The sequence below is a fragment of the Mesorhizobium sp. CA6 genome, assembly GCF_020165035.1.
Classification (GTDB): Bacteria; Pseudomonadota; Alphaproteobacteria; order Rhizobiales; family Rhizobiaceae; genus Mesorhizobium.
Window position 1 is genome coordinate 454,397 of record NZ_JAIUHI010000002.1, and the last position, 23,868, is coordinate 478,264.

23 protein-coding genes are annotated in these 23,868 nt (G+C 63.4%); 13 read left to right on the forward strand and 10 right to left on the reverse strand.

Features of this window, described 5'->3' with window-relative positions; all coding sequences use genetic code 11:
- The first annotated feature begins 14 nt into the window (after positions 1 to 14).
- From cysT to LB526_RS04340, 6 genes are all read left to right on the forward strand, one after another.
- Positions 15 to 866 carry a sulfate ABC transporter permease subunit CysT gene (gene cysT / locus LB526_RS04315; protein ID WP_224544881.1) on the forward strand — a complete coding sequence of 284 codons (852 nt, stop codon included), beginning with the start codon at positions 15 to 17 and terminating at the stop codon, positions 864 to 866.
- Positions 859 to 1,743 carry a sulfate ABC transporter permease subunit CysW gene (cysW, locus tag LB526_RS04320; protein ID WP_224544882.1) on the forward strand — a complete coding sequence of 295 codons (885 nt, stop codon included), beginning with the start codon at positions 859 to 861 and terminating at the stop codon, positions 1,741 to 1,743. Before cysT ends, cysW begins: the two co-directional genes overlap by 8 nt.
- Positions 1,744 to 1,814: 71 nt before the next feature.
- Positions 1,815 to 2,855 carry a sulfate/molybdate ABC transporter ATP-binding protein gene (locus tag LB526_RS04325; protein WP_140839568.1) on the forward strand — a complete coding sequence of 347 codons (1,041 nt, stop codon included), beginning with the start codon at positions 1,815 to 1,817 and terminating at the stop codon, positions 2,853 to 2,855.
- 201 nt (positions 2,856 to 3,056) lie between these two features.
- Complete coding sequence (locus LB526_RS04330) at positions 3,057 to 4,043, forward strand: sulfate ABC transporter substrate-binding protein (RefSeq protein WP_224626353.1); 987 nt, start codon at positions 3,057 to 3,059, stop codon at positions 4,041 to 4,043.
- Positions 4,044 to 4,290: 247 nt separating this feature from the next.
- Positions 4,291 to 4,740, forward strand: a complete 450-nt coding sequence (locus LB526_RS04335) for an RrF2 family transcriptional regulator (RefSeq protein ID WP_040984137.1) — start codon at positions 4,291 to 4,293, stop codon at positions 4,738 to 4,740.
- An 89-nt stretch (positions 4,741 to 4,829) separates the two neighbouring features.
- Positions 4,830 to 5,975 (forward strand): hypothetical protein, encoded by a 1,146-nt coding sequence (locus tag LB526_RS04340; RefSeq protein WP_224626355.1) that lies wholly within the window; start codon positions 4,830 to 4,832, stop codon positions 5,973 to 5,975.
- 12 nt (positions 5,976 to 5,987) lie between these two features.
- Here the strand turns inward: LB526_RS04340 and LB526_RS04345 are convergent, their stop codons facing one another.
- From LB526_RS04345 to LB526_RS04375, 7 genes are all read right to left on the reverse strand, one after another.
- On the reverse strand, positions 5,988 to 6,491 hold the full coding sequence (locus LB526_RS04345) for a gluconokinase (RefSeq protein ID WP_224626357.1): 504 nt from the start codon (positions 6,489 to 6,491) through the stop codon (positions 5,988 to 5,990).
- 44 nt (positions 6,492 to 6,535) lie between these two features.
- Entirely contained in the window at positions 6,536 to 7,507 is a 972-nt protein-coding gene (locus LB526_RS04350) for an ABC transporter permease (RefSeq protein WP_263483101.1), read from the reverse strand.
- A 23-nt stretch (positions 7,508 to 7,530) separates the two neighbouring features.
- Positions 7,531 to 8,511: an ABC transporter permease gene (locus LB526_RS04355; protein ID WP_224626361.1), complete on the reverse strand. Its 981-nt coding sequence runs from the start codon at positions 8,509 to 8,511 to the stop codon at positions 7,531 to 7,533.
- On the reverse strand, positions 8,508 to 10,052 hold the full coding sequence (locus LB526_RS04360; protein WP_224626363.1) for a sugar ABC transporter ATP-binding protein: 1,545 nt from the start codon (positions 10,050 to 10,052) through the stop codon (positions 8,508 to 8,510). The genes LB526_RS04355 and LB526_RS04360 overlap by 4 nt, the downstream gene beginning before the upstream one ends.
- 69 nt (positions 10,053 to 10,121) lie before the next feature.
- The gene (locus tag LB526_RS04365) at positions 10,122 to 11,246 is read right to left on the reverse strand and encodes a sugar ABC transporter substrate-binding protein (RefSeq protein ID WP_224531863.1); all 1,125 of its coding nucleotides are present in this window, start codon (positions 11,244 to 11,246) and stop codon (positions 10,122 to 10,124) included.
- A gap of 295 nt (positions 11,247 to 11,541) precedes the next feature.
- A complete protein-coding gene (locus LB526_RS04370) occupies positions 11,542 to 12,570 on the reverse strand; it encodes a LacI family DNA-binding transcriptional regulator (protein ID WP_224531865.1) in 1,029 nt (342 codons plus the stop codon).
- A gap of 463 nt (positions 12,571 to 13,033) precedes the next feature.
- Positions 13,034 to 14,263 (reverse strand): MFS transporter, encoded by a 1,230-nt coding sequence (locus LB526_RS04375; protein ID WP_224626365.1) that lies wholly within the window; start codon positions 14,261 to 14,263, stop codon positions 13,034 to 13,036.
- 155 nt (positions 14,264 to 14,418) lie between these two features.
- On the opposite strand from LB526_RS04375, the gene LB526_RS04380 reads away from it, so the two are divergent.
- Entirely contained in the window at positions 14,419 to 14,706 is a 288-nt protein-coding gene (locus LB526_RS04380) for a DUF3175 domain-containing protein (RefSeq protein WP_140544432.1), read from the forward strand.
- Between the two features lie 417 nt (positions 14,707 to 15,123).
- Here LB526_RS04380 and LB526_RS04385 read toward each other — a convergent pair whose 3' ends face one another.
- Both LB526_RS04385 and LB526_RS04390 read right to left on the reverse strand, forming a co-directional pair.
- Positions 15,124 to 15,900, reverse strand: coding sequence for a FadR/GntR family transcriptional regulator (locus tag LB526_RS04385; RefSeq protein WP_224626368.1), 777 nt, complete (start codon positions 15,898 to 15,900; stop codon positions 15,124 to 15,126).
- A 101-nt stretch (positions 15,901 to 16,001) separates the two neighbouring features.
- Positions 16,002 to 16,898: an NAD-dependent epimerase/dehydratase family protein gene (locus LB526_RS04390; protein WP_224626371.1), complete on the reverse strand. Its 897-nt coding sequence runs from the start codon at positions 16,896 to 16,898 to the stop codon at positions 16,002 to 16,004.
- Between the two features lie 97 nt (positions 16,899 to 16,995).
- Between LB526_RS04390 and LB526_RS04395 the strand changes: the two genes are divergently transcribed.
- Positions 16,996 to 17,985 carry an NAD(P)-dependent oxidoreductase gene (locus LB526_RS04395; RefSeq protein ID WP_224626421.1) on the forward strand — a complete coding sequence of 330 codons (990 nt, stop codon included), beginning with the start codon at positions 16,996 to 16,998 and terminating at the stop codon, positions 17,983 to 17,985.
- Positions 17,986 to 18,088: 103 nt separating this feature from the next.
- On the opposite strand, the gene LB526_RS04400 is transcribed toward LB526_RS04395, so the two are convergent.
- A complete protein-coding gene (locus LB526_RS04400) occupies positions 18,089 to 19,078 on the reverse strand; it encodes a sugar-binding protein (protein WP_140838867.1) in 990 nt (329 codons plus the stop codon).
- Between the two features lie 451 nt (positions 19,079 to 19,529).
- Here LB526_RS04400 and LB526_RS04405 point away from each other — a divergent pair, with 451 nt between their 5' ends.
- The 5 genes from LB526_RS04405 (at position 19,530) to LB526_RS04425 (ending at position 23,828) form a co-directional block, all read left to right on the forward strand.
- Complete coding sequence (locus tag LB526_RS04405; RefSeq protein WP_095768909.1) at positions 19,530 to 20,273, forward strand: ATP-binding cassette domain-containing protein; 744 nt, start codon at positions 19,530 to 19,532, stop codon at positions 20,271 to 20,273.
- Positions 20,274 to 20,313: 40 nt separating this feature from the next.
- Positions 20,314 to 21,312, forward strand: a complete 999-nt coding sequence (locus LB526_RS04410; RefSeq protein WP_224531877.1) for an ABC transporter permease — start codon at positions 20,314 to 20,316, stop codon at positions 21,310 to 21,312.
- A gap of 312 nt (positions 21,313 to 21,624) precedes the next feature.
- Positions 21,625 to 22,452 (forward strand): AraC family transcriptional regulator, encoded by an 828-nt coding sequence (locus LB526_RS04415; RefSeq protein ID WP_224626373.1) that lies wholly within the window; start codon positions 21,625 to 21,627, stop codon positions 22,450 to 22,452.
- A gap of 125 nt (positions 22,453 to 22,577) precedes the next feature.
- Positions 22,578 to 23,021: an SRPBCC family protein gene (locus tag LB526_RS04420; protein ID WP_224626376.1), complete on the forward strand. Its 444-nt coding sequence runs from the start codon at positions 22,578 to 22,580 to the stop codon at positions 23,019 to 23,021.
- Between the two features lie 12 nt (positions 23,022 to 23,033).
- The gene (locus LB526_RS04425; RefSeq protein WP_224626379.1) at positions 23,034 to 23,828 is read left to right on the forward strand and encodes an FAD binding domain-containing protein; all 795 of its coding nucleotides are present in this window, start codon (positions 23,034 to 23,036) and stop codon (positions 23,826 to 23,828) included.
- Positions 23,829 to 23,868: the final 40 nt, after the last annotated feature.

Consider the following 23,868-nt stretch of genomic DNA (forward strand, 5'->3'; position numbering starts at 1 on the left):
CGATCCAGAACAGCATGACCACAGCACCCGCCAAGGCGGGGTGGCGATTCAAGCAGCCGAGTGTCATTCCGGGGTTCGGATTGACGCTCGGCTTCTCACTTGCCTACCTCACGCTCATCATCCTTATCCCGCTTTCGGGGCTGGTCTGGCGTTCGGCAGCGCTCGGCTGGGCCGATTTCTGGGCGATCGCCGTCGACCGACGCACCCTCAACGCGCTGAAGATAAGCTTCGGCACCGCCTTCCTGGCGGCTGTCGTCAACGTCGTGTTCGGCACCATCGTCGCCTGGGTGCTGGTCCGCTACCGCTTCCCTGGACGCCGCATCGCCGACGCGATGGTCGACCTGCCCTTCGCCCTGCCAACGGCCGTCGCCGGCATCGCGCTCACCACGCTCTATGCACCGAACGGCTGGATCGGCCAGCTTTTGATGCCGCTCGGCATCAAGGTCGCCTACACGCCGCTCGGCATCGTCGTCGCGCTGGTGTTCATCGGCCTGCCCTTCGTCGTGCGCACGGTACAGCCGATCATGGAAGAGATCGACAAGGAGGTCGAGGAAGCAGCCGCCACGCTAGGCGCCAGCCGTTTCCAGATCATCACCCGCGTGCTTTTCCCAGGCCTGGCGCCGGCGATCATCACCGGCTTCTCGCTAGCCTTCGCGCGCGGCGTCGGCGAATACGGCTCGGTCATCTTCATCGCCGGCAACCTGCCCTTCAAGTCCGAGATCGCGCCGCTTCTCATCGTGATCAGGCTCGAGGAATACAATTACGAGGCGGCGACTGCGATCGCCGCGATCATGCTGGCGCTGTCCTTCGTGATGCTTTTGGTGGTCAATCTCGTCCAGACATGGAGCCGCAAGCGCTATGGCTGATCCCGAGATCAAATCCTACGAGCCGCATCACGAGAGCCAGTCGGCCGCGGTGACCGAAAGCCGGCCCGTCAAGGCCGTGCTGATGGCTATCGCCTTCGCCTTCCTTGCAGTCTTCCTGCTTTTGCCGCTGATCGTCGTCTTTCATGAGGCGCTTGCCAAAGGCATCGGCGCCTACACGGAAGCCCTTTCCAGCCCCGATACGCGCTCCGCCATCCGTCTGACATTGCTTGTGGCGGCGATCTCGGTGCCGCTCAACGTCGTCTTCGGCATCTCTGCCGCCTGGGCCATCGCCAAGTTCGAATTCAAGGGCAAGGCGTTCCTGACCACGCTGATCGACCTGCCCTTCTCGGTCTCGCCGGTCATTTCCGGCCTGGTCTATGTGCTGCTCTTCGGCGCGCAGGGGCTGCTCGGCGCCTGGTTGAAGGCGCATGGCATCGTCATCCTCTTCGCCGTGCCCGGCATCGTGCTGGCCACCATCTTCGTCACCTTCCCCTTCGTCGCCCGCGAGCTCATCCCGCTGATGCAGGAACAGGGCAATGGCGACGAAGAGGCGGCGCTTTCGCTGGGCGCCAGCGGCTGGCAGGCCTTCTGGTATGTGACGCTGCCCAACGTCAAATGGGGACTGCTCTATGGCGTGCTTCTGTGCAATGCGCGCGCTATGGGCGAGTTCGGCGCGGTCTCGGTGGTTTCGGGCCATATACGCGGCCTCACCAACACCATGCCGCTGCATGTCGAGATCCTTTATAACGAATACAACGCCGTCGGCGCCTTTGCCGTCGCTTCGCTGCTGGCCGGCCTGGCGCTGGTGACGCTGGTCTTGAAAACGCTTTTGGAGATGCGCTACGGCGCCGAGCTTGCCGCGACACGCGGACACTGAACACTACCTGTCGCCCGAGAGTGCCTGGCAGTTTGGGAACACCGACAGCATCAACGAACCGAGGGATTTGCATGGAAGTTCGCGTCGTCAACGTGCGCAAGGAGTTCGAGCGGTTTCCAGCGCTCCATGATGTATCGCTCGACATCAGGTCTGGCGAGCTCATCGCGCTGCTCGGGCCGTCCGGCTCCGGCAAGACGACGCTGCTTCGGCTGATCGCCGGCCTGGAACGGCCGACCAAGGGCGCGATCTTCTTCGGCGACGAGGACGCCTCGCAGAAGTCGATCCAGGAGCGCAATGTCGGCTTCGTCTTCCAGCATTACGCGCTGTTCCGCCACATGACGGTTGCCGACAACATCGGCTTCGGCCTGAAGGTCCGGCACGGCGCCGCAAGGCCGTCGGGGCAGGAAATCCGCCGCCGGGCCCTGGAATTGCTCGATCTCGTCCAGCTGTCGGGCCTGGAGAAACGCTACCCCGCTCAGCTTTCAGGCGGCCAGCGCCAGCGCGTCGCGCTCGCCCGCGCCATGGCGATCGAGCCCAAGGTGCTTTTGCTCGACGAACCGTTCGGCGCGCTCGACGCACAGGTTCGCCGTGAGCTGCGCCGCTGGCTGCGCGAGATCCACGACCGCACCGGCCACACGACCGTCTTCGTCACGCATGACCAGGAAGAAGCGCTGGAGCTTGCCGACCGCGTCGTCGTCATGAGCCAGGGCCGCATCGAGCAGGTCGGCACCGCCGACGATATCTACGACACGCCGAACTCGCCCTTCGTCTACTCCTTCATCGGCGAGTCGAGCTCACTGCCGGTCAAGGTCGAGAACGGCGAGGTGTGGATCGCCGACCGGCCGATCGGGCTCTCGGCGCCGCACGCGCCGTCCGGCGAGGCAGTGCTCCACTTCCGTCCGCATGACGTCGACCTGGTCGACGGCTGCAGCGGCTGCATCGCCGGCACGGTTGCCGCCAGCCGCCGCGTCGCCGGCACCAGGCGCGTCGAGCTCGAGATCGGCGGTGAGCGCCAGCGCGTCGAGATCGAGCTGCCGGTCGACCATCCCGCGGCGCAGAAGAGCCGGGTGGCTTTCAGGCCGCGACGCTGGAAGCTTTTTCCGGCTTCCTGAGCTGACTTTCACCCCGACGCCAGCGCCCGAGCCTGGCGCCATCTACGAATTTGCTTGGAAGAAGATCCTAGAAAAGGATTGTTTTGGCGATATATTTTCCAGAGCATCGCTCGCCTTCCGGAGCCCGTGCCTCCTCGCACCAGGCTTTCACGACTAGGGTTGCGCCTTAGCTTCGATCTTATTTCCAAGGAGCCCGTTTTCATGAAGCGTCTGTTGCTCGGCATCGCGGCTGTTGCCGGTCTCGTCCTCGCATCCTCCCAAGCCTGGTCGGCCGACAAGCTTTTGAATGCATCCTATGATGTCGGCCGCGAGTTGTTCGCCGACATCAACAAGGCCTTCATCGCCAAGCACCCCGGCGTCGCGATCGACCAATCGCACGCCGGCACCTCGGCGCAGGCGCGCGCGATCGCCGAAGGCCTTGGCGCCGATGTCGTCACCTTCAACCAGGTCACCGATGTCGACTTCCTGGTCAAGAAGGGCCTCGTCTCGGCCGACTGGCAGAAGGATTTCCCGGACAACGCCTCGCCCTTCTATTCGCTGCCGTCCTTCCTGGTGCGCGCCGGCAATCCCAAGCATATCAAGGACTGGAACGATCTGGTGCGCGACGACGTGCAGGTGATCTTCCCGAACCCGAAGACATCAGGCAATGCGCGCTACACCTATCTCGCCGCCACCGCCTACGCCAAGGAAGCCTTCAAGGGCGACGACGCCAAGGTGAAGGAGTTCATCACCAAGCTCTTCAGCAACGTGCCGATCTTCGACACCGGCGGCCGCGCCGCCACCACAACTTTCGTTCAGCGCGAAATCGGCGACGTGCTGATCACTTTCGAGTCGGAGACGCGCGGTATTCGCAAGGAGTATGGCGACGACAAGTTCGAGCAGGTCACGCCTTCGGTCAGCCTGCTGGCCGAGTTCCCCGTAGCGGTCGTCGACAAGGTTGCCGACGAGCATGGCAGCCGCGATCTCGCCAAGACCTATCTCGACTTCCTCTATACGCCCGAGGGCCAGGAGATCGCCGCCGGGAACGGCCTGCGGGTCCGCGACGCGACGGTCTCCGCCAAGCACAAGGCGGACTTCCCCGATGTCCGGTTGCTGACCGTGGAGGACGTCTTTGGCGGCTGGGACAAGGTGCAGAAGGAGCATTTCGCCGCCGGCGGGCTGCTCGATCAGGCCTACGGCAGCCGTTGAAAAGCTCCGCAATCAGAAAGAGCAAGAAAGCCGGCTTTGCCGGCTTTCTTCATGTAAGCGGGGCTGCATGAGTTCGCGGGGAAATCCCAACCCCAATGTGAAAAACGTTACGAAGAATCAACGCGTTTGTGCCTAAGCTGTGGTGCGAATTATTGGGCCAGGCGGCGTCAGGCGGTCAAACTGTCATGATTTGCACACAAACAACCGCCAGATGCAGGCGCATTGGGGTTGATGAACTGAATCGGGCATGCTGACCAAAAAAGGCAAATACGGCCTCAAGGCCCTCGTGCATCTTTCCGGCCTGCCGGCTGGCCAGCTTGCATTCGTCAACGACATCGCCGTCGCCAACAACATCCCGAAGAAATTCCTGGATGCGATCCTGGGCGAGCTGCGCAATGCCGGTTTCGTCCAGAGCCGCAAGGGCAAGGAAGGCGGTTACCGCCTTGCCCGTCCCGCTTCCGAGATCAAGATTGGCCATGTCGTGCGCGTGCTCGACGGGCCGCTGGCGCCGATCCCTTGCGCCAGCCGCACGCAATACCAGCGCTGCGAGGATTGCGATGAGGCAACCTGCCAGGTCCGCCACATGATGCTGGAAGTGCGCCAGGCGATCGCCGAGGTGCTCGACAACCGCAGCCTCGCCGCCATGCGCGACGCCGACAACGACGATTTCCCGGCGGAGCTCACGTCTCAGATTTGAAGCGACCCGGCCCTGACGGCAGTCCCGTCGGTTGCTTGTCTGCTTTCCACGCAGTAAAGCGACTGGAGGATGAAACGGGGCTCTGACGCATGAGGCTGCCTTGGCTTGGCAATTCCCGTATGGCCAGCCGGCAACCATCGTCGAACGACATCTATCATACCGAGATCACGGCCGACGTGCACGTGCCGGAGCGCGGCGAGTCCGTTCGCTTCTTCAGCCGCAAGGTTGTGCGCCCCGGCAAATTGCGTCGCTTCACCAATCGGGATCCGCGCGAGAGCCTGTTGTCTTGTTTCTATCTCGGCGTCGCGGCGATGCTGCCGGTCTCCTGGTGGAGCTCGATCTGCGGCTGGGTGTCCAGGCTCAGGCGCAAGCGCCACTTCCGCAAGGAGTTTGCCCGGTACGACGTCGCGGTGAAGGCCGTGCTCGGCAATACCGTCGACACGAAAAGCATGTTCGAGGCGCAACTCGCCGCCGTTCACCGCCGGCGGCTGACGCTTGCGGCGCATCTCGTCGCCGGCTGGCGCTGGTCGCCGGCGATCCGGCTCGAAGGCCTCGAGGCTCTGCAACAAGCCCTGCGCAACGGGCGCGGCGCCATCGTGTGGTGCGACCAGTTCACGGCGCAGACGATCATGGGCAAGCGCGCCCTGCATGAGGCCGGCGTCGATGCCCATCAGGTGAGCGCGCGCTACCACGGCTTCTCGCCGAGCATGTTCGGCCTGCGCGTGATCAACCCGCCGCTGGTCAGGCTCGAGAACCGCTTCCTGAAAAGCCGGATCGTCTTTGAGCGCACCGACGCCTATCAGGTCACCACGCGTATCCAGAAGGTGCTGAAAGCAAACGGCGTGGTGCTGATGACCAACACCGTCTATGCCGGCTCCGCCTTCACCGAGGCCGCCATGGGCGAGCGCGGCTGGACCCACCTCGCCTCGGCGCCGGCAAATTTCGCCGCGCGCGCCGGCGCTGCGCTGTTTCATATGGCGACCATCGAGATAGCGCCCTTTCGCGAGTATAGGGCGATCGTCAAAGAACTGAGCGCGACCACAGGGGCGCCAGCATCGCCTGCCAAGGACATGACAGGGAAGAACCTCGTCGTTCAGGCGGGATTTATCCTGTCGAAGCGCGACCGGATGCTGGAGACGCTCAAGCTCTGTCCTGAGCAGATGATGGCCTGGTCGAGCGCCGTGCGGCTGACAGAGCAGCCAGCCGAAGCCGCGATCGGCAACGACGAAGCCTGATTACCAACTGATCTAGCGGATGATCTCTTGCAGGATTCCCGCTACACTTCGCGTTCCGTCGACCGTCACGGCTCGTTCGTCCGACGCAGGCTCCTCCAGAGTGGCGAACTGGCTATCGACGAGGCTGGCGGGCATGAAATGGCCTTTGCGATCGGCGACCCGTCGCCATGCGGTCTCCCGATCGATCCTGAGATAGAGGAAGACCATACCGGGGCAGAAGCGGCTCAGCCGGTCGCGATAGCTTCGCTTCAGCGCCGAGCACGCCGCCACCGCCTTCCGCCCATCGGCAACCGAGGTCGCGACGCGCTCGCCTATGGCGTCGAGCCAGCCCGCGCGCAACGCATCGGTCAGCGGCTCGCCGCGCGCCATGCGCGCCACATTCTCCGGCGGATGCAGCAGGTCTCCTTCGACGAAGTCGGCGCCCAGCGCCTCGGCGAGCGCCTCGCCGACGGCGGTCTTGCCGCAACCGGCAACGCCCATCACGACGATGGCGGGCACCGTCCGAAGATCGTTCATGCCAGGCTCCGGGGTCTGCGGTCTTGCGCTCGCCTCATTTACCGTCAGCGGCTTGCCGGCGCGCGCCCGTAAAGCAGGAGCATGGCGACGATGACGACGCCATAGATGATCTGCCGCCCCGCTTCCGGCATCTGCATGACCGAGAGGATGGATTGCAGGAGCGTGATCAGGATCACGCCGGCCACCGTGCCGAGATAGGAGCCGCGCCCGCCCAGGATCGATGTGCCGCCCAGGACAACCGCCGCGATCGACGGCAGGAGATAGGCATCGCCCATGGACTGCGCCGCCTTGGATGCATAGCCCGCCAGAAGCACGCCGCCAAAGGCCGACAGCCCGCCGGAGACGGCGAAGGCGATCATCACGATGCGACGCGTATCGATGCCGGACAGGTAGGCGGCGCGCTCACGGTTGCCGATGCCGTAAACGGCGCGGCCGAAGCTTGTGCGGGTCAGCGCGAAGACCATCGCGGCGCCGATCAGCACCCAGATGATGACGGCATTGGGAACGCCTGGGATGGTGAAACCGGTTGCCAGGTAGCGCATCGCGGCGGTCGCCGAATCCTGTGGCGAGAAGCCGCCTGTGTAGACCACCATCAGCCCTTGCGCCACGGCATTGGTGGCTAAAGTAATGATCATCGAGGGGATGCGCAGATAGGCGACACCGATGCCGTTGACGATGCCTATCGCCACGCCGCACAGGACGCCGAAGGGGATGGCGAGAGCAACGCCGACCGACCCGTAGGCCGCGGCCGCGCAGGCCATCATGGCGCCGGCGGCCACGGCCCATGGCACGGAAAGATCGATCTGGCCAAGCAGGATGACCAGCATCATGCCGGTGGCGATGACGCCGAGGAAAGACGCGACCTTCAACTGCTGCAGGAGATATTCCGGCGACAGGAAGTTGCGCGAATAGAGGCTGCCGAGCAGGAGCAGGACCACGATGCAGGCAAAGGCCGTCAGCACCGCCGGGTCGGCGCGCCGGATGAATTTGGGCATGCGGCCGGCAATGCCGCCCATGATGCCGCCATGCGTCGTTTCGCTCACAGGAACCACTCCAGCCGGTTGCGTACCCGAAACAGCGCGAAGGCGCCAAGGCTGACCGCGATCAACAGGATAACGCCCTGGAACAGCGGCTGCCAGAGCGGATCGAAATCGAAGACGAATAAGAGGTCGCCGATGGTGCGGAAGGCGAGCGCGCCGAAGATCGCGCCGATGGCGCTGCCCTTGCCGCCGAACAGCGACACGCCGCCGAGCACGACGGCGGCGATTGAAAACAGCGTGTAGGCGTTGCCGCTGGCATAGGCCGCCTCGCCCGTATAGGTGAAGAAGGTCAGGAACAGTCCGCCGATCGCCGCAAGCAGGCCGGCAAGCGTATAAGCCAGCAACTTGCCTCTGCGGATCGGCACCCCGGACATGTAGGCCGCCGTCTCCGACGAGCCCGCGGCATAAGCGGCGCGCCCAAGTTCGGAGCGACTGAACGGCACCCAGACGACAAGCACGATGACGAGCAGCGCCACGAGGCTCGCAGGCACGATGCCGAAGAAACGCCCGGTCAGGAAATCGGCAAGGTCCTCGTTGACCGAACCACCGGGAACGGGGCGCAAAAGCAAGGCCAAGCCGAAATAGACGGCGCCCGTGGCGATGGTGGCCACGATCGGCTGCAGCCGCCCGTAGATGACAATGGCGCCGTTGACCGCCCCGCAGATGAGCCCGGTGCCCAGCACCGCCAGCACGCCGAACGCCGTTTCCAGGCCGGTGCCGACCACCAGCCATGAAGCCATGCAGTTGGTCAGCGTGAAGATCATGCCGACCGACAGATCGATGCCGGCGGTGATCACCACCAATGTCTGCGCCATCGCGACGAAGGCGAGCAGCACGCCCTTGTTGGCGGCCGTCTGCACGACATTGGCGGTGAAACCGGCCGGATGGTTCGCGCTGTAAATTGCGAACATGACGATGAAGATGCCGAAGGCCAAAAGCGTTCCGCGTTGTTCGGCCAGCCGGTAGCGCCAATCCTTCACGCGTGCTCTCCCTGCCCGATGCGGACGTCATCGCCGTGGATGTTGAGCGCGCTGGCGATAAGCGCGTGCTCGGTGAGCCCCGCGCCGACCAGCTCGCGCTTGACCGCGCCGTCATAGAGCACGAGCACGCGGTCGCAGCAGCCGATCAGTTCGTCATAGTCCGTCGAATAGAACAGGATCGCAGCACCCGCATCCGCGAGCTTGCGCATCAGTTGGTAGAGCTCCTGCTTGGTGCCGACATCGATGCCGCGCGTCGGATCGTTGAGCAGGATGATGCGCGGCTGCCGCATCAGCCATTTGGCGATCACCACCTTCTGCTGGTTGCCGCCGGAAAGCGCGCCGACCGGAATGTCCAGGCCCGCCGTCTTGATCGCCAGCAGCCCGACCATGTCGTCGATCAGGCGCTGTTCGGCGGCGCGGTCGATGATGCCGGCCTTGGTCAGCCGGTCTAGGGCTGCGAAAGAGAGATTCTCGCGCACCGTCATCGGCAGCATCAGTCCTTCGGTCTTGCGATCCTCGGGGATCAGCGCCATGCCGATGCGGCCGTGGCTGGCCGCGGTCGGGCTGGCGATCGAAACCGGCTTGCCGTCGATCAGCACCTCGCCGCGCAGGCCGCGCAGCACGCCGAAGAAGGCAAGCAGCAATTCGCGCTGGCCCTGCCCATCCAGACCGCCCAGGCCCACAACCTCCCCTGCCCTGACGCTCAGCGAAATATTGTCCAGCCGGTCGGCCCAGGAGAGATTGCGCGCTTCGAGCACCGTCGCAGCGGCCGGGGCGGAAGCGGGTTTCGGCGGGAAGATATGGCTGTATTCGCGGCCGATCATCAGCTCGACCACCTCATTGTCGCTCTTCGAGCCGGCGGGGTAGCTGGCGACGTTGCGGCCGTTGCGGAACACCGTGCAATGGTCGGCGAGTTCAGCGATCTCGTTCATGCGGTGCGAGATGTAGAGCAGCGCCAGCCCTTCCGAGCGCAGCCGTTTCAACACCTCGAAGACCTTGGCGACGTCCGCCGCCGTCAGCGCCGAGGTCGCCTCGTCGAGGATCAGGATGCGCGGCTTCCGAGCCAGCGCCTTGGCGATCTCCACCATCTGCCGGCGCGACAGCGGCAGGTCCTTGACCAGGGCGCGGGGATGAATGTCGGAAGCGCCGGCGCGCGCCAGCGCTTCCTCAGCGATGTTCCGCTGCGCCTTGCGGTCGATCATGCCGAAACGCTTGGGCGGATTGGAAATGACGATGTTGTCGGCGACGCTGAGCTCCGGAATCAGCGACAGCTCCTGGAAAATGCAGACGATGCCGGCCTGGTTGGCGGCGGCAGGCGAAGCGAAGGTGACCTCGCTTCCGTCCAGTGTCATGCGCCCTTCATCCGGCGCCACAACGCCCGCCATGACCTTGATCAGCGTCGATTTGCCGGCGCCGTTCTCGCCGAGGATGGCGTGGATGCTGCCGGCGGTGACCGTCAGCTCGGCCTTCTCCAAGGCCCGAACGCCGCCATAGCGCTTGGATATGCCTTCCATGCGGAAGAGCGGAGCCGTGCCGTCCATCAGCCCTCCCCGGCCGGTTTTGATTGGGGAGACAGTGCCGCGGGCTCGCCGCGGCACTGTCCAGTCAGACTATTTGTTTTCCTTGGTCTGGCCCATGATTTCCTGCGCGGTGAAATTGATGCCGCAGGTCGGGAAGGAATTGCCGACGAAGAAATTGTCGGACTGGTCGGGGAAGAAATCCTGACCCGCCTTGAAGTTCGGATCCTCGACGATGGCCAAAGGCAGCTTGACCGATTGCGGCACGACATTGCCTTCGAGCGCGGCAATCGCCGTCTTGATGGCAACCGCCACCTGGGCCGGGCCGGTACCGGCGGACGAGCATTTCAGCCCGTCGGCCGCATGCGCGGCGCAGAATTTGCGGAAGCCGTTTTCCGTCTCGCCGCCGAACGGCACGAACGGATGCTTGGCGTCGATCATCGCCTGCACGATGCCGGTGTCGCCGCCCTGCCCAGTGATGCCGTCGAATGGCCCGCTGGTGGCGATCGCGTCGGCCGTGGCCTTTTGCGCCACGCCGTCATCCCACTTGCCGACCACCTCGGTGACAGCCCATTTCTTGCCGGAACCGTCAAGCACCTCGTGGATGCCATTGTGGCGGTCGGTGTCGACCGAAGTACCGGCGACGCCGCGCACCTCGAGCACCTTGCCGCCATTCGGCACATGCGCGACCAGCCACTTGCCCCAGAGCTCGCCGAGGCCCTTCTGATCGACATTGACGTTGATGGCGTCCTTGGTGTCGAGGATGTTGTCGAAGGCGACCAGCACGACACCGGCTTCCTTGGCGCGCTTGATGACCGGCCCGAATGCGGTCGGGTTCTGCGCGTTGACGACGATCGCGTCAAAGCCGGAATCGATGAAGTTGTTGATCGCCGAGATCTGCGCCGGCACATCCTCGCCGGTCGACACGACCTTGAATTCCTTGAGCTTCTTGGCGACATCCGGCTGCGCCGCATAGGCCTTGGCCGTCTGGATCATCTGGATGCGCCAGGTGTTGGCGATGTAGCCGTTGGCAAGCGCGATGCGGTATGGACCGTCCTTCTTCGGATACTTGAAAAACTGCGTGTCGGCCGACCACGGCGCGAAGCAGTCCGGCTCGGCCGCGGGCCCCTTGACGACCTCGGGTCCGGCGATCGCCGACGAACTCAGCATGACAAATGCGGTGGCGGCAATGACGCCGCCAACGAGTGACTTGATCATCGATATTCCTCCCAGTTGCAGTTCTGCTTGTTATGAATCTTTGGCGATACGGTCGGCAACCCTCCGGCCAACCAGACACCCACACAGGACGGCCGCGCCGCCCAGATCCTCCTCGTCCCCCTCAGCTCTCTGGCAATTTAGAAAACTATCATATTATACATAATAAACAAGTACGAGCTGTTGCTTATGTATAATAAACAGCCTTCCCGCCTCGCCGAGCCTTTACCGGCATGCAAATGGTAGCGCTACCATCTCAGGCTGTAAAGAATCATCTTAAGGAACCAACAGTACCGCGTCAGCGCGCGGTGCTCTCGCGCCGCATCAGCTCGAAACCGAGATCGACGATCCGCTGTTCCGGCCGGTTTCCGGCGATCGCCGACAGCGCCATCGCGACGGCACGGGTGCCGATTTCATAGCGATGCGTGCGCACGCTTGTGATCGAAGGAAACGACACCTGCATCATGTCGAGATCGTTGAAACCGACAATGCCGATCTGCTTCGGCACGTCGATCGATGCGCGATGGCATTCGAACAGAACGCCAAGCGCGATATCGTCATTGTTGCAGAACACGCCGTCCAGCGTCGGCATCTTGGCCAGCGCGTCGCGGAACAACTCGCGCCCGAGCGTCACGCTTGACGGCACCGGCGTTGTGGTGACCAGCCGCGCGTCGAACAGGCCGGCGGCCTCCATCGCGGCGCGGTAGCCGGCAAGGCGCCGCTGCGAACGCGGATCCATCCGCGCGCCGATGAAGCCGATCTTGCGGTATCCGGCTTGCAGCAGGTGTTCGGCGGCGGTCCTGCCGCCGTCGAGATGCGAGAAGCCGACCATCATGTCGACCGGGTCCGGCCCGGTCTCCATCACTTGCACCACCGGGCAGCCGGCATTCTCCAGCAGTCGTCGCGCGCTGGGCGTCTGATCTATGCCGGCCACGATCAGCGCCGCCGGGCGTTGCGATCCGAAGACCTGCAGCAGCCGCTCTTCCTCCAGGCCTGAATAATGGGTGTTGCCGATCTGGATGCGGAACGGACTGTCGGAAAGACTGTCATAGATGCCGCGCACCACCTCGGCGAAGACGTTGTTGGTCAGCGATGGCACCAGCACGCCGAACACCTCGGCGCGCGCCGAGGCAAGCGCGCGGGCGTTCGGGTCGGGCACGTAGCCGAGCTCGTCGACCGCGGCCTGTATCTGCCGTCGAAGGTCTTCCGACACCCGCCCGGGCTCACGCAAGGCTCGCGATACCGTGATCGCGCCGACACCGGCCTTGCGCGCCACGTCGGCAATGGTCGGACGGCCGCCGCCACGACGGGAGCGCGGCTTGGTCAAGGACGGGCCTCCTCGATATGCCGAACGAAACAGTTGTTGTCAGCCATCGCGTCGCGCAGTCGCCTATGTTGTCAACGCAGCCTGTCGTTCAGGCATCTCCAGCCCGACATCAGGCCGACGTCCGGTCGCCGAAGAGCAAAATCAGCAGGAAAAGAAGACCAAACAATACGTAAAATCCGGCCAATGCACCAAATAGACGTTTGCGGAGCGGTCGAAACTCTTGGGCAACAAAAAACCTATTGAGTCGGCTATTCTTACGGCCAACACGCTCGCTCCAACCAAGTGCTCTTTCCTCGGCTATGTCGACAAGCGCCCCGGTTCTGCTGATTACCAGCAAAATCACATAGATAAAAAAGGCGAAGCTTACGAGACACACAGCGGTGCACGCCCAGACCGCTATTGTTAGAAGAATGGGCTTACCGTGAAGGGCTAGATGCATTCTGTGCACCGCTGAAAATTAGGCTCAAGCAGCAATCATTGACGATCGTCGTGCTCGCCACAATAGCAAACCAATTGCTAGTAAATTCAAAATATTCCACCCAATTCCGTTGAGGAACGCGGCCGCGTAAGATCCGGTGAGATCGTAGATCCAGCCCGACATCCAGCCGCCGATAGCCATGCCGAAAATGGTCGCCATGATGACGATGCCAACGCGCTGGCCGGCCTCCTTGGCGGGCATGTATTCGCGCACGATGATCGCATAGCAGGGCACGATGCCCCCTTGCGACAGGCCGAACACCAGCGAGACGACATAGAGCGAGGCAAGACCGTCGAAGGGAATGTAGAAGAACAGCGACAGACACTGCAGCACCGAACCGATCAGCAAGGTCCTCACCCCGCCGATACGGTCGGCGACGAAGCCGGAAACAAGACGGCTGACGACGCCGGCGGCCATCATGATCGACAGCATATCGGCGCCGTGGGCGACACCATAGCCGAGGTCCATGCAATAGGCGACGATATGCACCTGCGGCATCGACATCGCCACGCAACAGCCAAGACCGGCTATGACGAGCAGCGCCTGAAGGGCGGCCGGCGACAATGAAATCGGCTGGACCGGGCGTGCGCCTGGCGAGCCGGCGACGACCACCGGGGCGCGACGTCGCAGCATTATGACCAGCGGCGCCATAGTCACAAGGCAAGCGATGCCGATGGCCACATAGGTGAAGCGCCAACCCTCCGCCTTTATCAGCGGCGGTATGATTGCTGGCCAGACCGTTCCGGCGAGATAGCTGCCCGCCGCCGCCGTAGCCACGGCAACGCCGCGCCGACGATTGAACCAGTGCGAGATGTCGGCGATCAGCGGCCCGAAAATCGCCGATGTCCCCACCCCGATGAGCAAGCCTTGGGCGAGCGTGAATTGCACGATCGAAGTGGAGAGCGACGCCAGTGCGAAGCCTGCAACCAGGGCCATCGAGGAAACCAGCGCCGGGATCCAGTAACCGACACGGTCGATGGCGCGGCCGACCAGCACATTGCCGGCGGCGAATCCGACCATGGTAGCGGTGTAAGGCATCGAGGCGGCGGCACGATCGACGCCGAACTCGGCCTGCACGGCGGGCAGGACCACGACTACGGCCCACATGCCGACGCCGCCGATCGTCGCCAGCAGCAAGGAGATCCCGAGCCGCGTCCACGCGTAGAAGCTGTCTATGCCCGCGTTGTTTGCCGCGTTTCCTAGAACTGTCGTCACGGGGTTTCCTGTCCACGATTTCTTCGAGATCGCGCGTTTGAGCGCACTATCGGCCCATTTCCTGAGCCGAGCAGCGCCACGACCGGCAAATCCGTGGCTCCAGAACCGGGAACCCGCCTCACCTCATGGGGTTTCTCTGAAGGAAGGAGTTTGTCATGACCGCCAAGAAGAAATGGTCGGCCGACGTGACCGAACACAGCGACGCCCTCGATCTCGAGGAGCACGTCTTCGAATCCGATGACGCGAAGAAGATCGCCGCATCGCTCAAGCGCTCGGCCGAGCACAGCCACCGCCGCAAGGCAGAGCCGTTCCAATCCGCCATGTCGATGTTGAATTTCTACATCAACCGTGCCGGCAAGAATCTGCCTGACGAGCGCAAGAAGGTGTTGGAAAAGGCGAAGGACGAGCTGCGTGTCGCCTTCGGTCGCGAAAAGCAGGATTGAGGGTTGCTGGGAGCGCTAGCACCAGTTCCTCAACGCAGGGATCTGGAAAGATTGCAGGCTTGTCGGGCAAGGCTATCAGCATCCGTTTGGGGTGTTCAGCGCAAACGCTGGCGATGAGCTGAAGCCCCCCAACCTCGTCATTCTAGGGCGGAGCTACGCGAAGCGGAGCGTAGACCCTAGAATCCATGCCGTTACATCGACCGAAGTGTGCAACGCTGCAGAATTCTGGACCGCCGCGGCGCTTCCAAGTCACGGCATGGATCCTCGGGTCTGCGCGCGTCGCTTCGCTCCTTGCTCCGCCCGTGGATGACGACCGCGATAGGCGTCTTGGCCAATCGCCAAGGCATGGGATCTGCCAACGCACGCACGGGCAGCGGTCAAAGTTTCTGTGCTGGCGAACTGGTCCGGTACAAGACCTCAGCGCGACTGGATCACTTCGTCGGTATTGGCCAGCAGCTTGCGCACCGCATTGCGCGCCGCGTCCGGCCTTTGCAGGCGGATACTGCGTTCGATCGCCTCATGCAGTTTCTGGGCGTGCTGCAGATTGTCGAGCTCGCGCGTCGTATAGGTGAAGAGATGGTCGAAGGCAGATTCGATCAAGACGCCCAGCGGTACCAGCAGGTCGTTGCCCGAAGCCCTGAGGATGGCAAGGTGGAAGCGCGTATCGGCCCGGGTGCGCTCCTGCAGGTTGGTCGCCTCGCCCATCTCGCGACAGGCCTGGCTGATCTCGGCCATCTGCTCGCGGGTGCGCCGCATCGCCGCGAAGGCCGTCGCCTCCGGCTCGATGATGTGGCGGAACTCCTGCACGGTCTTGAGGAACACCTCGCGGTCCGGCGAGGTCGCGTACCAGGCGAGCACGTCGCGGTCGAGAAGGTTCCAGCGTTCCTTCGGTTCGACCCAGCTGCCGATCTTCGGTCGCGAGGCCAGAAGGCTCTTTGCCATCAGCATCTTGATCGCCTCGCGCACCGCCGAGCGGCTGACGTCGAAGGTCTCCGACCATTTGGCTTCATTGGGCAGGATGGTGCCCGGCGGATAGTCGCCGCGCACGATCCGAAGGCCGATTTCGCTCGCAAGCGAAGCATGCACGCTGGAGCCCGGGATGCGTGGCGCGTCGGCCCGGCGAACGCCGGCCGGACGCTCCGCGGCCGCTGCCTTTGTCGGCCTTTTTTCTTTGTTCGGCTTCGCGTCCGTCATTGTTCCACAAAATCCCGTTTTCAGAAGCTGTCAAGCACGGCAAGCCCGCTTTGCCGCAACGCGCGAGGATGTGCACAGATCAACCGGCATTTGCCGGCGGCTCACGCCGTCTTGACGTATTTGCGCCAGCTGTGCTGCGGCCGGAAGCCAAGCACATCGCGCGCCTTGCGGTTCGAAAGCAGCGTCTCATATTCGCCGAGTTCGGCCTTGACCGGCACGCCCGGATAAAAGCGCTTCAACAGCTCCGCCGTCGGCAGGTTCGACGAGGTGTCGTCGTTGGCCGCGTTGAACACCTGATAGCCCAGGCCATCCTTCTCGATGGCGCGCAAGGTGATCTGGCCGAGATCGCGCGCATCGATATAGCTCCAGGCGATGCGCTTGCGGAAACCGGGATCAGCGAACCATTTCGGGAATAGCGAATATTCATGCGGCTCGATGACATTGCCGATGCGCAGCGCATAGATGTCGAAGCCGCTGCGCAACGCGAAAGCCCGCGCGGTCTTCTCGTTGACGATCTTCGACAGCGCATAGGAGTCCATCGGGTCGACGTCATAATCCTCGTCGAGCGGGAAATGCGTCGGATTGCGAGGCTCGTTGGCGAAGACAAGACCGTAGGTCGTCTCGCTGGAAGCGATGATAACCTTGCGGATGCCGAGCTTCACCGCCGCCTCGATGACATTGTAGGTGCCCATCGCGTTGATGCGGAACACCTCGTTGTCCGGCGTGATCATGATGCGCGGGATCGCCGCGAAATGCACCACGGCGTCGACCGGCTGCGATCTCAACGACGGGTCGAACTCGTGCAGGCCCATATAGCTCGACAGCGCGTTGAAAACCTGGCCGCTGTCGGTGATGTCGGTGACCAAAGTGCGCACCTTCGGATTATCGAGCGGCTTGGTGTCGATGTTGAGCACCTGGCAGCCATGTTCGACCAGATATTCCACGACATGCCGGCCAGCCTTGCCGCTGCCGCCGGTAAACATGATCCGCTTCGTCATTTTGCTCTCCACAATGCTAGGTAATTATGTGTATTGTCAGACAATATGACATTCCGCGATCGCCCGCCACCCGCGATCCGCGGAAACCTTCTGGACAATCGCCCGCCGCGCGGGCGCCCATCACCATGAAAGACAGGGAAGAGACGACATGAGCACCACCGCTGCCCGCGACAACATCGGTTTCATCGGCCTTGGCCTGATGGGGCACGGCATCGCCAAGAACATCGTCGACAAGGGCTATCCGCTGACCTTCCTCGGTCGCAAGAACCGCAAGCCGGCGGAAGACTTGGCCGGACGCGGCGCCAAGGAAGTTGCCACGTCCAAGGAGGTGGCCGCGGCCTCCGACATCGTCTTCATCTGCGTCACCGGCTCGCGCGAGGTGGAGGCGATCATCCGCGGCCCCGACGGGCTGAAGGAGGGCCTGAAGCAAGGCTCGGTCGTCGTCGATTGCTCGACCTCCGATCCGGTCTCGACCGTGGCCCTGGCCGCCGAACTCAAGGCGCTCGGCGTCGACTATGTCGATGCGCCGCTCAGCCGCACGCCGAAGGAGGCTTGGGAAGGCACGCTCGACGCCATGGTCGGCGCGCCGGACGCCGTGTTCGCCAGGCTGAAGCCGGTGCTCGAGACCTGGGCCGGCCGCATCGTCCATATCGGCGATACCGGCGACGGCCACCGCATGAAGCTGCTCAACAACTTCATCTCGCTGGGCTACGCCGCGATCTATTCCGAGGCGCTGGCGCTGGCCGAGAAGGTCGGTATTTCGCCGCCGCGCTTCGACAGCGTCATTCGCAACGGCCGCATGGATTGCGGCTTCTACCAGACCTTCATGCGCTGGACGCTGGAGGGCGACCGCGACGCGCACAAATTCACCATTGCCAATGCCTTCAAGGACCTGACCTATCTGGAATCGATGGCGGGCGCGGCCGGCATCGCCAACCCTCTGGGCAACGCGACCAAGAATTCCTTTGCGACCGCCTTCGCCACCGGCCCCGCGGAACAGTATGTGCCGATGCTCGCCACGCATATCGGCAAGCTCAATGGCGTCGACCTGATGCCTTCGAAAGACGGCGTGAAGCAGAAGATTTAGGCGGGAGCCGCCCTGCCCTGTTCGACGGCGGGAGCAGGCGCCGAAAAGGATAGGGGCGCCCACTGGGCGCCCCTTTTTTGACACTTCTGGATGGAGCCAGAGCCTACTTCTGGATGCAGGTGTCGGCCGTTTCCTTGGTGCATTCGTCGAGGCCGGTGAAGACCGGATCGTCGACCTTCTTGCCGCCGATGAGGTCGAGCATCACTGCCGGCGCCTTGTAGCCCATCTCGAAAGGCCGCTGGCCGACCAGCGCGGTCACCAAGCCTTCCTTGGCGATCGCCACCTCGTCGCCGATCGTGTCGGCGGCGCCGATGACGAACTCGTTCTTGGCGATCTTGTCGGCCATCGGCTTGAACAGGTCGCGATAAGGCTGCGGCGCGCCGAACAGCGGCCAGCCGCCCATGATGCCGAAGGCGTCGAGCTTCGGGTTGGCGGCGAGGATGTCGGTCATCGCCTGCACGCCTTTGGCGCCGTCGTCATTGGTGAACACCGGGCAGCCGGGAGCTTCGGTCCAGCCACCTTCGCCGGCAAGTGCTGCAAGACCTTCCTTCCCGGTCAGCGCATCGCGCATGCCTTGCGCGCGACGCAGGATGTTGTCGGCCGCCGGATTGCCCTCGATCGTGCAGATCGTGCCGCCATTCGGCTTGGCCTTCTTGATGTATTCGCCGATCTTCTTGCCCATCAGGTAGTTGTCGGTGCCGAGATAGGTCTTGCGAAGGGCGGCGTCTTCCTTGGCAAGGTCGGCGTCGACCGTCATGATCGGGATCGACGGATTGGCGCTCTTGATCGTCTGCGCGATCAGCGGCGCGTTCGACGGCGAGATCGCCATCGCCACCGTGTCTGGCTTACTCAGCATATCCTGCACGATCTGCGCCTCGCCGGCCTCGTCGGAAGTCGATGCCGGGCCAGTGTAGAAGCATTCATATTCCGAGCTGGCGTTTTCCTTGTTCCACTTCTCGCAGCCCTGATGGATGGCTTCGAAGAACGGATTGTCGAGACCCTTCACAACGATGACGAGCTGTTTCTTGGCCAAAGCCGGCCCGGCGCCCAACGCCATGGCGGCGACGGCGGCAAGCAAAAGTGTTTTCCTCATGTCAGTCCTCCCTTGAAACAGACGGACACCGCGTGCCCGCCACACTGATCAACCCGGATACACAAGAACCACGACGAGCATCTCATGATGTTCGCGCCCCGGCCCGGGCTGATAAGCATTTGCCGATCCGTCCGCCCGAATACCGATGCAGCCGAATCCTTTACCCTCAAACCATCTGCCTGCCTCCGCCGGATAGACGGACGATTGGCAAAGTCTTGTTCCGAAGCTTAGCTAATATCGGCTTTTCGCCAGCGTCAATTGCTATTTGTCCTACAAAACCGATTTTTCGTCGAGTCTCGAAATTAATCGTCAGACAATTGATTGACGCCCCCGTCCGCTTTTGCCTAAATGCGTGGACGCACCGTTCGGGAGGAGATGGACGGGGCAAGACGCAAGCGGCGCCGCCGGGTTCGGTGGCCAGTTGCGCCAACAACGGGGAGGCTTAAGGCTGGTGTCGGTTCTGGAACTCGCCAACATCTCGAAGCATTTCGGCGCCATCCAGGCGGTCAACGATGTATCGTTTTCGCTGGAAGCTGGTGAGGTCGTCGGCCTGATGGGCGACAACGGTGCCGGCAAGTCGACGCTAGTGAAGATGATCGCTGGCAATTTCCACCCGAGCCACGGCACCATGCGGCTGGAGGGCAAGGACCTTGTCATGCACAAGCCGGCGGATGCGCGCCAGCACGGCATCGAGATCGTCCACCAGGACCTTGCGCTCTGCAACAACCTGACCGCCGCGGCCAACGTCTATCTCGGCCGCGAGCTGCGCCGCGGCTTCGGTCCGCTGCGCATTCTCGACTATGGCGCTATGTACAAGCGTGCCGGCCAGCTCTTTGCCGAGCTGAAATCCGAGACGCGGCCGCGCGACCTCGTCAAGCAGATGTCGGGTGGCCAGCGCCAGGCGGTGGCGATTGCCCGCACCATGCTGTCGCAGGCCAAGATCGTGCTGATGGATGAGCCGACGGCGGCGATTTCGGTCAGGCAGGTCGCCGAAGTGCTCAATCTCATCCGCCACCTGCGCGATCAGGGCATCGCCGTGGTGCTGATCAGCCACCGCATGCCCGACGTGTTCGACGTCGCCGACCGTGTTATCGTCATGCGGCGCGGCCGCAAGGTGGCCGACAAGAAAATCGCCTCGAGCTCGCCCGAGGAAGTCACCGGGCTGATCACCGGCGCCATCGAACAGGTTGCGTAGTCGCGTGGATCGGGCGTCCACGCCTCAGGAAAGGTCGATAATGGCAGTCACACTTGACCAGACGATCGCGCAGAAGCAGCACACCTTCCTGTCGCGGCTTTTTGCCAACCAGACTTTCTGGGTGGTGATCGCGGTCATCCTGGCCTGCCTGTTCCTGTCCGTCGCCACCGACTCCTTCGCCACGTCGAAGAACATCTTCAACATCACGCGCAATATCACCTTCGTCGCCATCGTCGCGCTCGGCATGACCTTCGTCATCATTACCGGCGGCATCGACCTTTCGGTCGGCTCGGTGCTTTGCCTATCCTCGATGGTGCTCGCCGTCACCATGCATGCCGGCTATTCGATCGAGGTGGGCATCCTGGCCTCGATCGCCACCGCGCTTGCGATCGGCGCCTTCAACGGCCTGCTCATCGCCTATCTCGGCTTCCCGCCTTTCGTGGTCACGCTCGGCATGCTGTCGGTGGCGCGCAGCCTTGCCATGGTCGCCTCGAACAACACCGTGGTGTTCCAGTTCGGGCCGGATCACCAGAAGCTTTTGTCATTGGGCGGCGGCGCCTGGGTTTTCGGCATCGCCAATCCGGTGCTCTACATGATCCTCCTGGCGGGGATCACCGGCTTCATCCTGCGCTGGACCAAATTCGGCCGGCACATCTTCGCCATCGGCGGCAATGAGCATGCGGCGACGCTGACCGGCGTTCCCGTCAAGCAGATCAAGGTCGTCGTCTACATGATCTCGGCGCTGTCGGCAGGGCTTGCCGGCATCATCCAGACCGGATGGCTGGGCGCCGTCACCACCAATCTCGGCAACGGCATGGAGCTGCAGGTGATTGCAGCCACCGTCATCGGCGGCGCCAATCTCGCCGGCGGCGTCGGCACCGCGCTCGGCGCCATCGTCGGCGCCGCCCTCATCGAGGTGATCCGCAACAGCCTCGGCCTGCTTGGCATCAACGCCTTCTGGCAAGGCACCTTCATCGGCGGCGCGATCATCCTGGCGGTCCTGTTCGACCGCATCCGCAATTTCAGGCGTAGTGACTGAAGTGCGCCGCCTCGCCTTCTCCCTTGTGGGAGAAGGTGGATCGGCGCGATAGCGCCGAGACGGATGAGGGGTGTTCCAGCGGAGTGAGACGCTGGCTTTCCCTGGAGCACCCCTCATCCGTCGCCTTCGGCGACACCTTCTCCCACAAAGGGAGAAGGGAAAGCCGCGCCTATCGCCCAGTCTGAAAATCGAGTCCGGACGGGCGATGCGAGATGGCCACCATTCCTGCCTGTCTTGACGCAGCCTCACCCCAGCCGCACTATTCCCCGGCAGGCGAAGGGAGGCCAGCCGCCTGCGGGAGGAACGATAGCCATGACGGACGCGATCAGGCTCTACTGGGGCCGGTTCGGACATGTTTCCGTGCTGAATGTCGCCAACGACTTCGTCACCCATGCCCATGGCGAGGCGCATCTCATCATCTGGCTGGAAGGCACGGCAGGCGAAATGACCATCGGCCGCGAGACGGTGCGGCTTGGGCCTGGCACCGCGGCCGGCATCAACTCGTTCCAGCCGCACAGCCACGCCCTTTCCCGCGACGGTAAGCCCGGCCTGTTCCTCGCCTTCTACATCGACCCGGACTGGGCGCGCCGGCGCCGCGACCTGCCCTCCTCCGCGCCGCTGTTCGCGCAAGCGGCGATCACGCTGGAGCCCTGGCTGCACCAGGCGGCGGCGAACCTGCTCGATCACCTGGCCGACAATGAGAGCATCGACGACGTGGCCAACTACGAGATCGAGCGTTTCATCGACAGCGTTCTCGACGCGGCCGACACATCCGCGCCACAGATAGCCCGCGCGCGCATCAACACGATGCTCGATTTCCGTGTCCGCAAGGCGATCCAGTTGATGAAGGCCAATGTCTGCGAACGCATCTCCTTCGACGACGTCGCCCGTTCGGTCGGGCTCTCCCGACCGCATTTCTTCGCGCTGTTCAAGGAACAGACCAATCTGACGCCGAACGTCTACTGGAACACGCTGCGCATGGAGGAAGCCGTGCGCCAGCTGCAGTGGTCGCAGGAACCGCTGATCTCGGTCGCCTGCAATCTCGGTTTCACCACCCAGGGCAATTTCTCGCGCTTCTTCCGCGACCATGTCGGCGTGCCGCCGACGCTCTACCGCGAAGCCGCAAGAGCCATGTCGTGAGCGCCTTTACAGGCTGATCCGTCGCCGCATTTTCCGACTGGTTGATACGCGCTCAAGACGCATTGATAAGCGCCGGCCCGTCGGCCGCTCTAGCCTGCTCCCGATCTTTGCAAGGGAACCAGTCTATGGCGAAAGTCACCATTTCCAGCGTCATCGACGCGCCGGTCGAGCAGGTCTGGGCGCGCATCCGCGACTTCAACGGTTTGCCCAGCTGGCATCCGCGCATGGTGGAAAGCCATATCGAGGACGGCAAGGACGCCACCGCGATCGGCTGCGTGCGCAACTTCCGACTGGTCAGCGGCGCGCGGCTGCGCGAGAAGCTGCTCGATTTCTCGGATGAGAACTTCCTGGTCAGCTATTCGATCCTCGAGACGCCGCAGCCGCTCACCAATCACAAGGCGACGCTGCAGTTGCGGCGCGTCACCGACGGCAACCGCACCTATGCCGAATGGACAGCGAGCTTCGACGCCGCGCCCGAAGAGGCCGACAAGCTGGCCGAGGGCATGGGCGCCAACGTCTTCCAGGGCGGTTTCAACGCCCTGAAGGCCCATTTCGCCGGCCAGAGCTAACGGGAGCGCGCCATGTCGCTTGCGCTGCAGACTTTTTCTAGCGTGAAAGACGCCAATGCCGCCTTGCAGGCCGCTGGGACACGCTATCTCGGCGGTGGCACGCTTGTCGTCCGCGCGGCCAATGAAGGCGACGTTGCCGTCTCCAACCTGATCCGCGTCAACAATCCCAACCTCTCGCAGATCGCGGTTTCCGGCGGCAAGGTCCGGCTCGGCGCTTCGGTCACCATGGCCGCGATTGCCCGCCATCCCGAGCTCGCCGCGCTTGCGCCGGCCGCGCGCGCCGTCGGCGGGCCGGCGATCCGCAACATGGCGACCGTCGGCGGCAATCTGTTCGCCCCTGCCCCTTATGGGGATTTCGCGGTGGCGCTGCTGGCGCTGGACGCGACCGTCGTCACCGAAGACGGCGAAGTGCCGGTCGAGACTTTTTTGGCCGATCGGGACACCAGCCGCGCCATACTGGCGGCGGTGGATATTGCATTGCCTAAAGCCGAGAGCTTCCGCTTCCTGAAAGTATCGCGGGTCAAGCCCAAGGGTGTGTCCGTGCTGAGCATCGCCGCGCTTCTGGAACTCGCATCGGACGGCACGGTGACCTCGGCGCGCATCGCGCTGGGCTGCATGGCCGATCGTCCAATGCGCGCTTTAGCGGCCGAAAAGGCGCTGCTCGGCTGCAAGCTCACCCCGCAGGAGATCGCGCCGGCCCTGACCGCCGCGAGCGAAGGCATCGCGCCGATCACCGACCCGATCGCCAGCGCCTGGTATCGCGCCGAGATTCTGCCGGTCCATCTCGGCCGGCTGCTGCTTGACTAATATCCGTGGGGGACGCGCGTCTGTCCGGCCGATCCGGGCA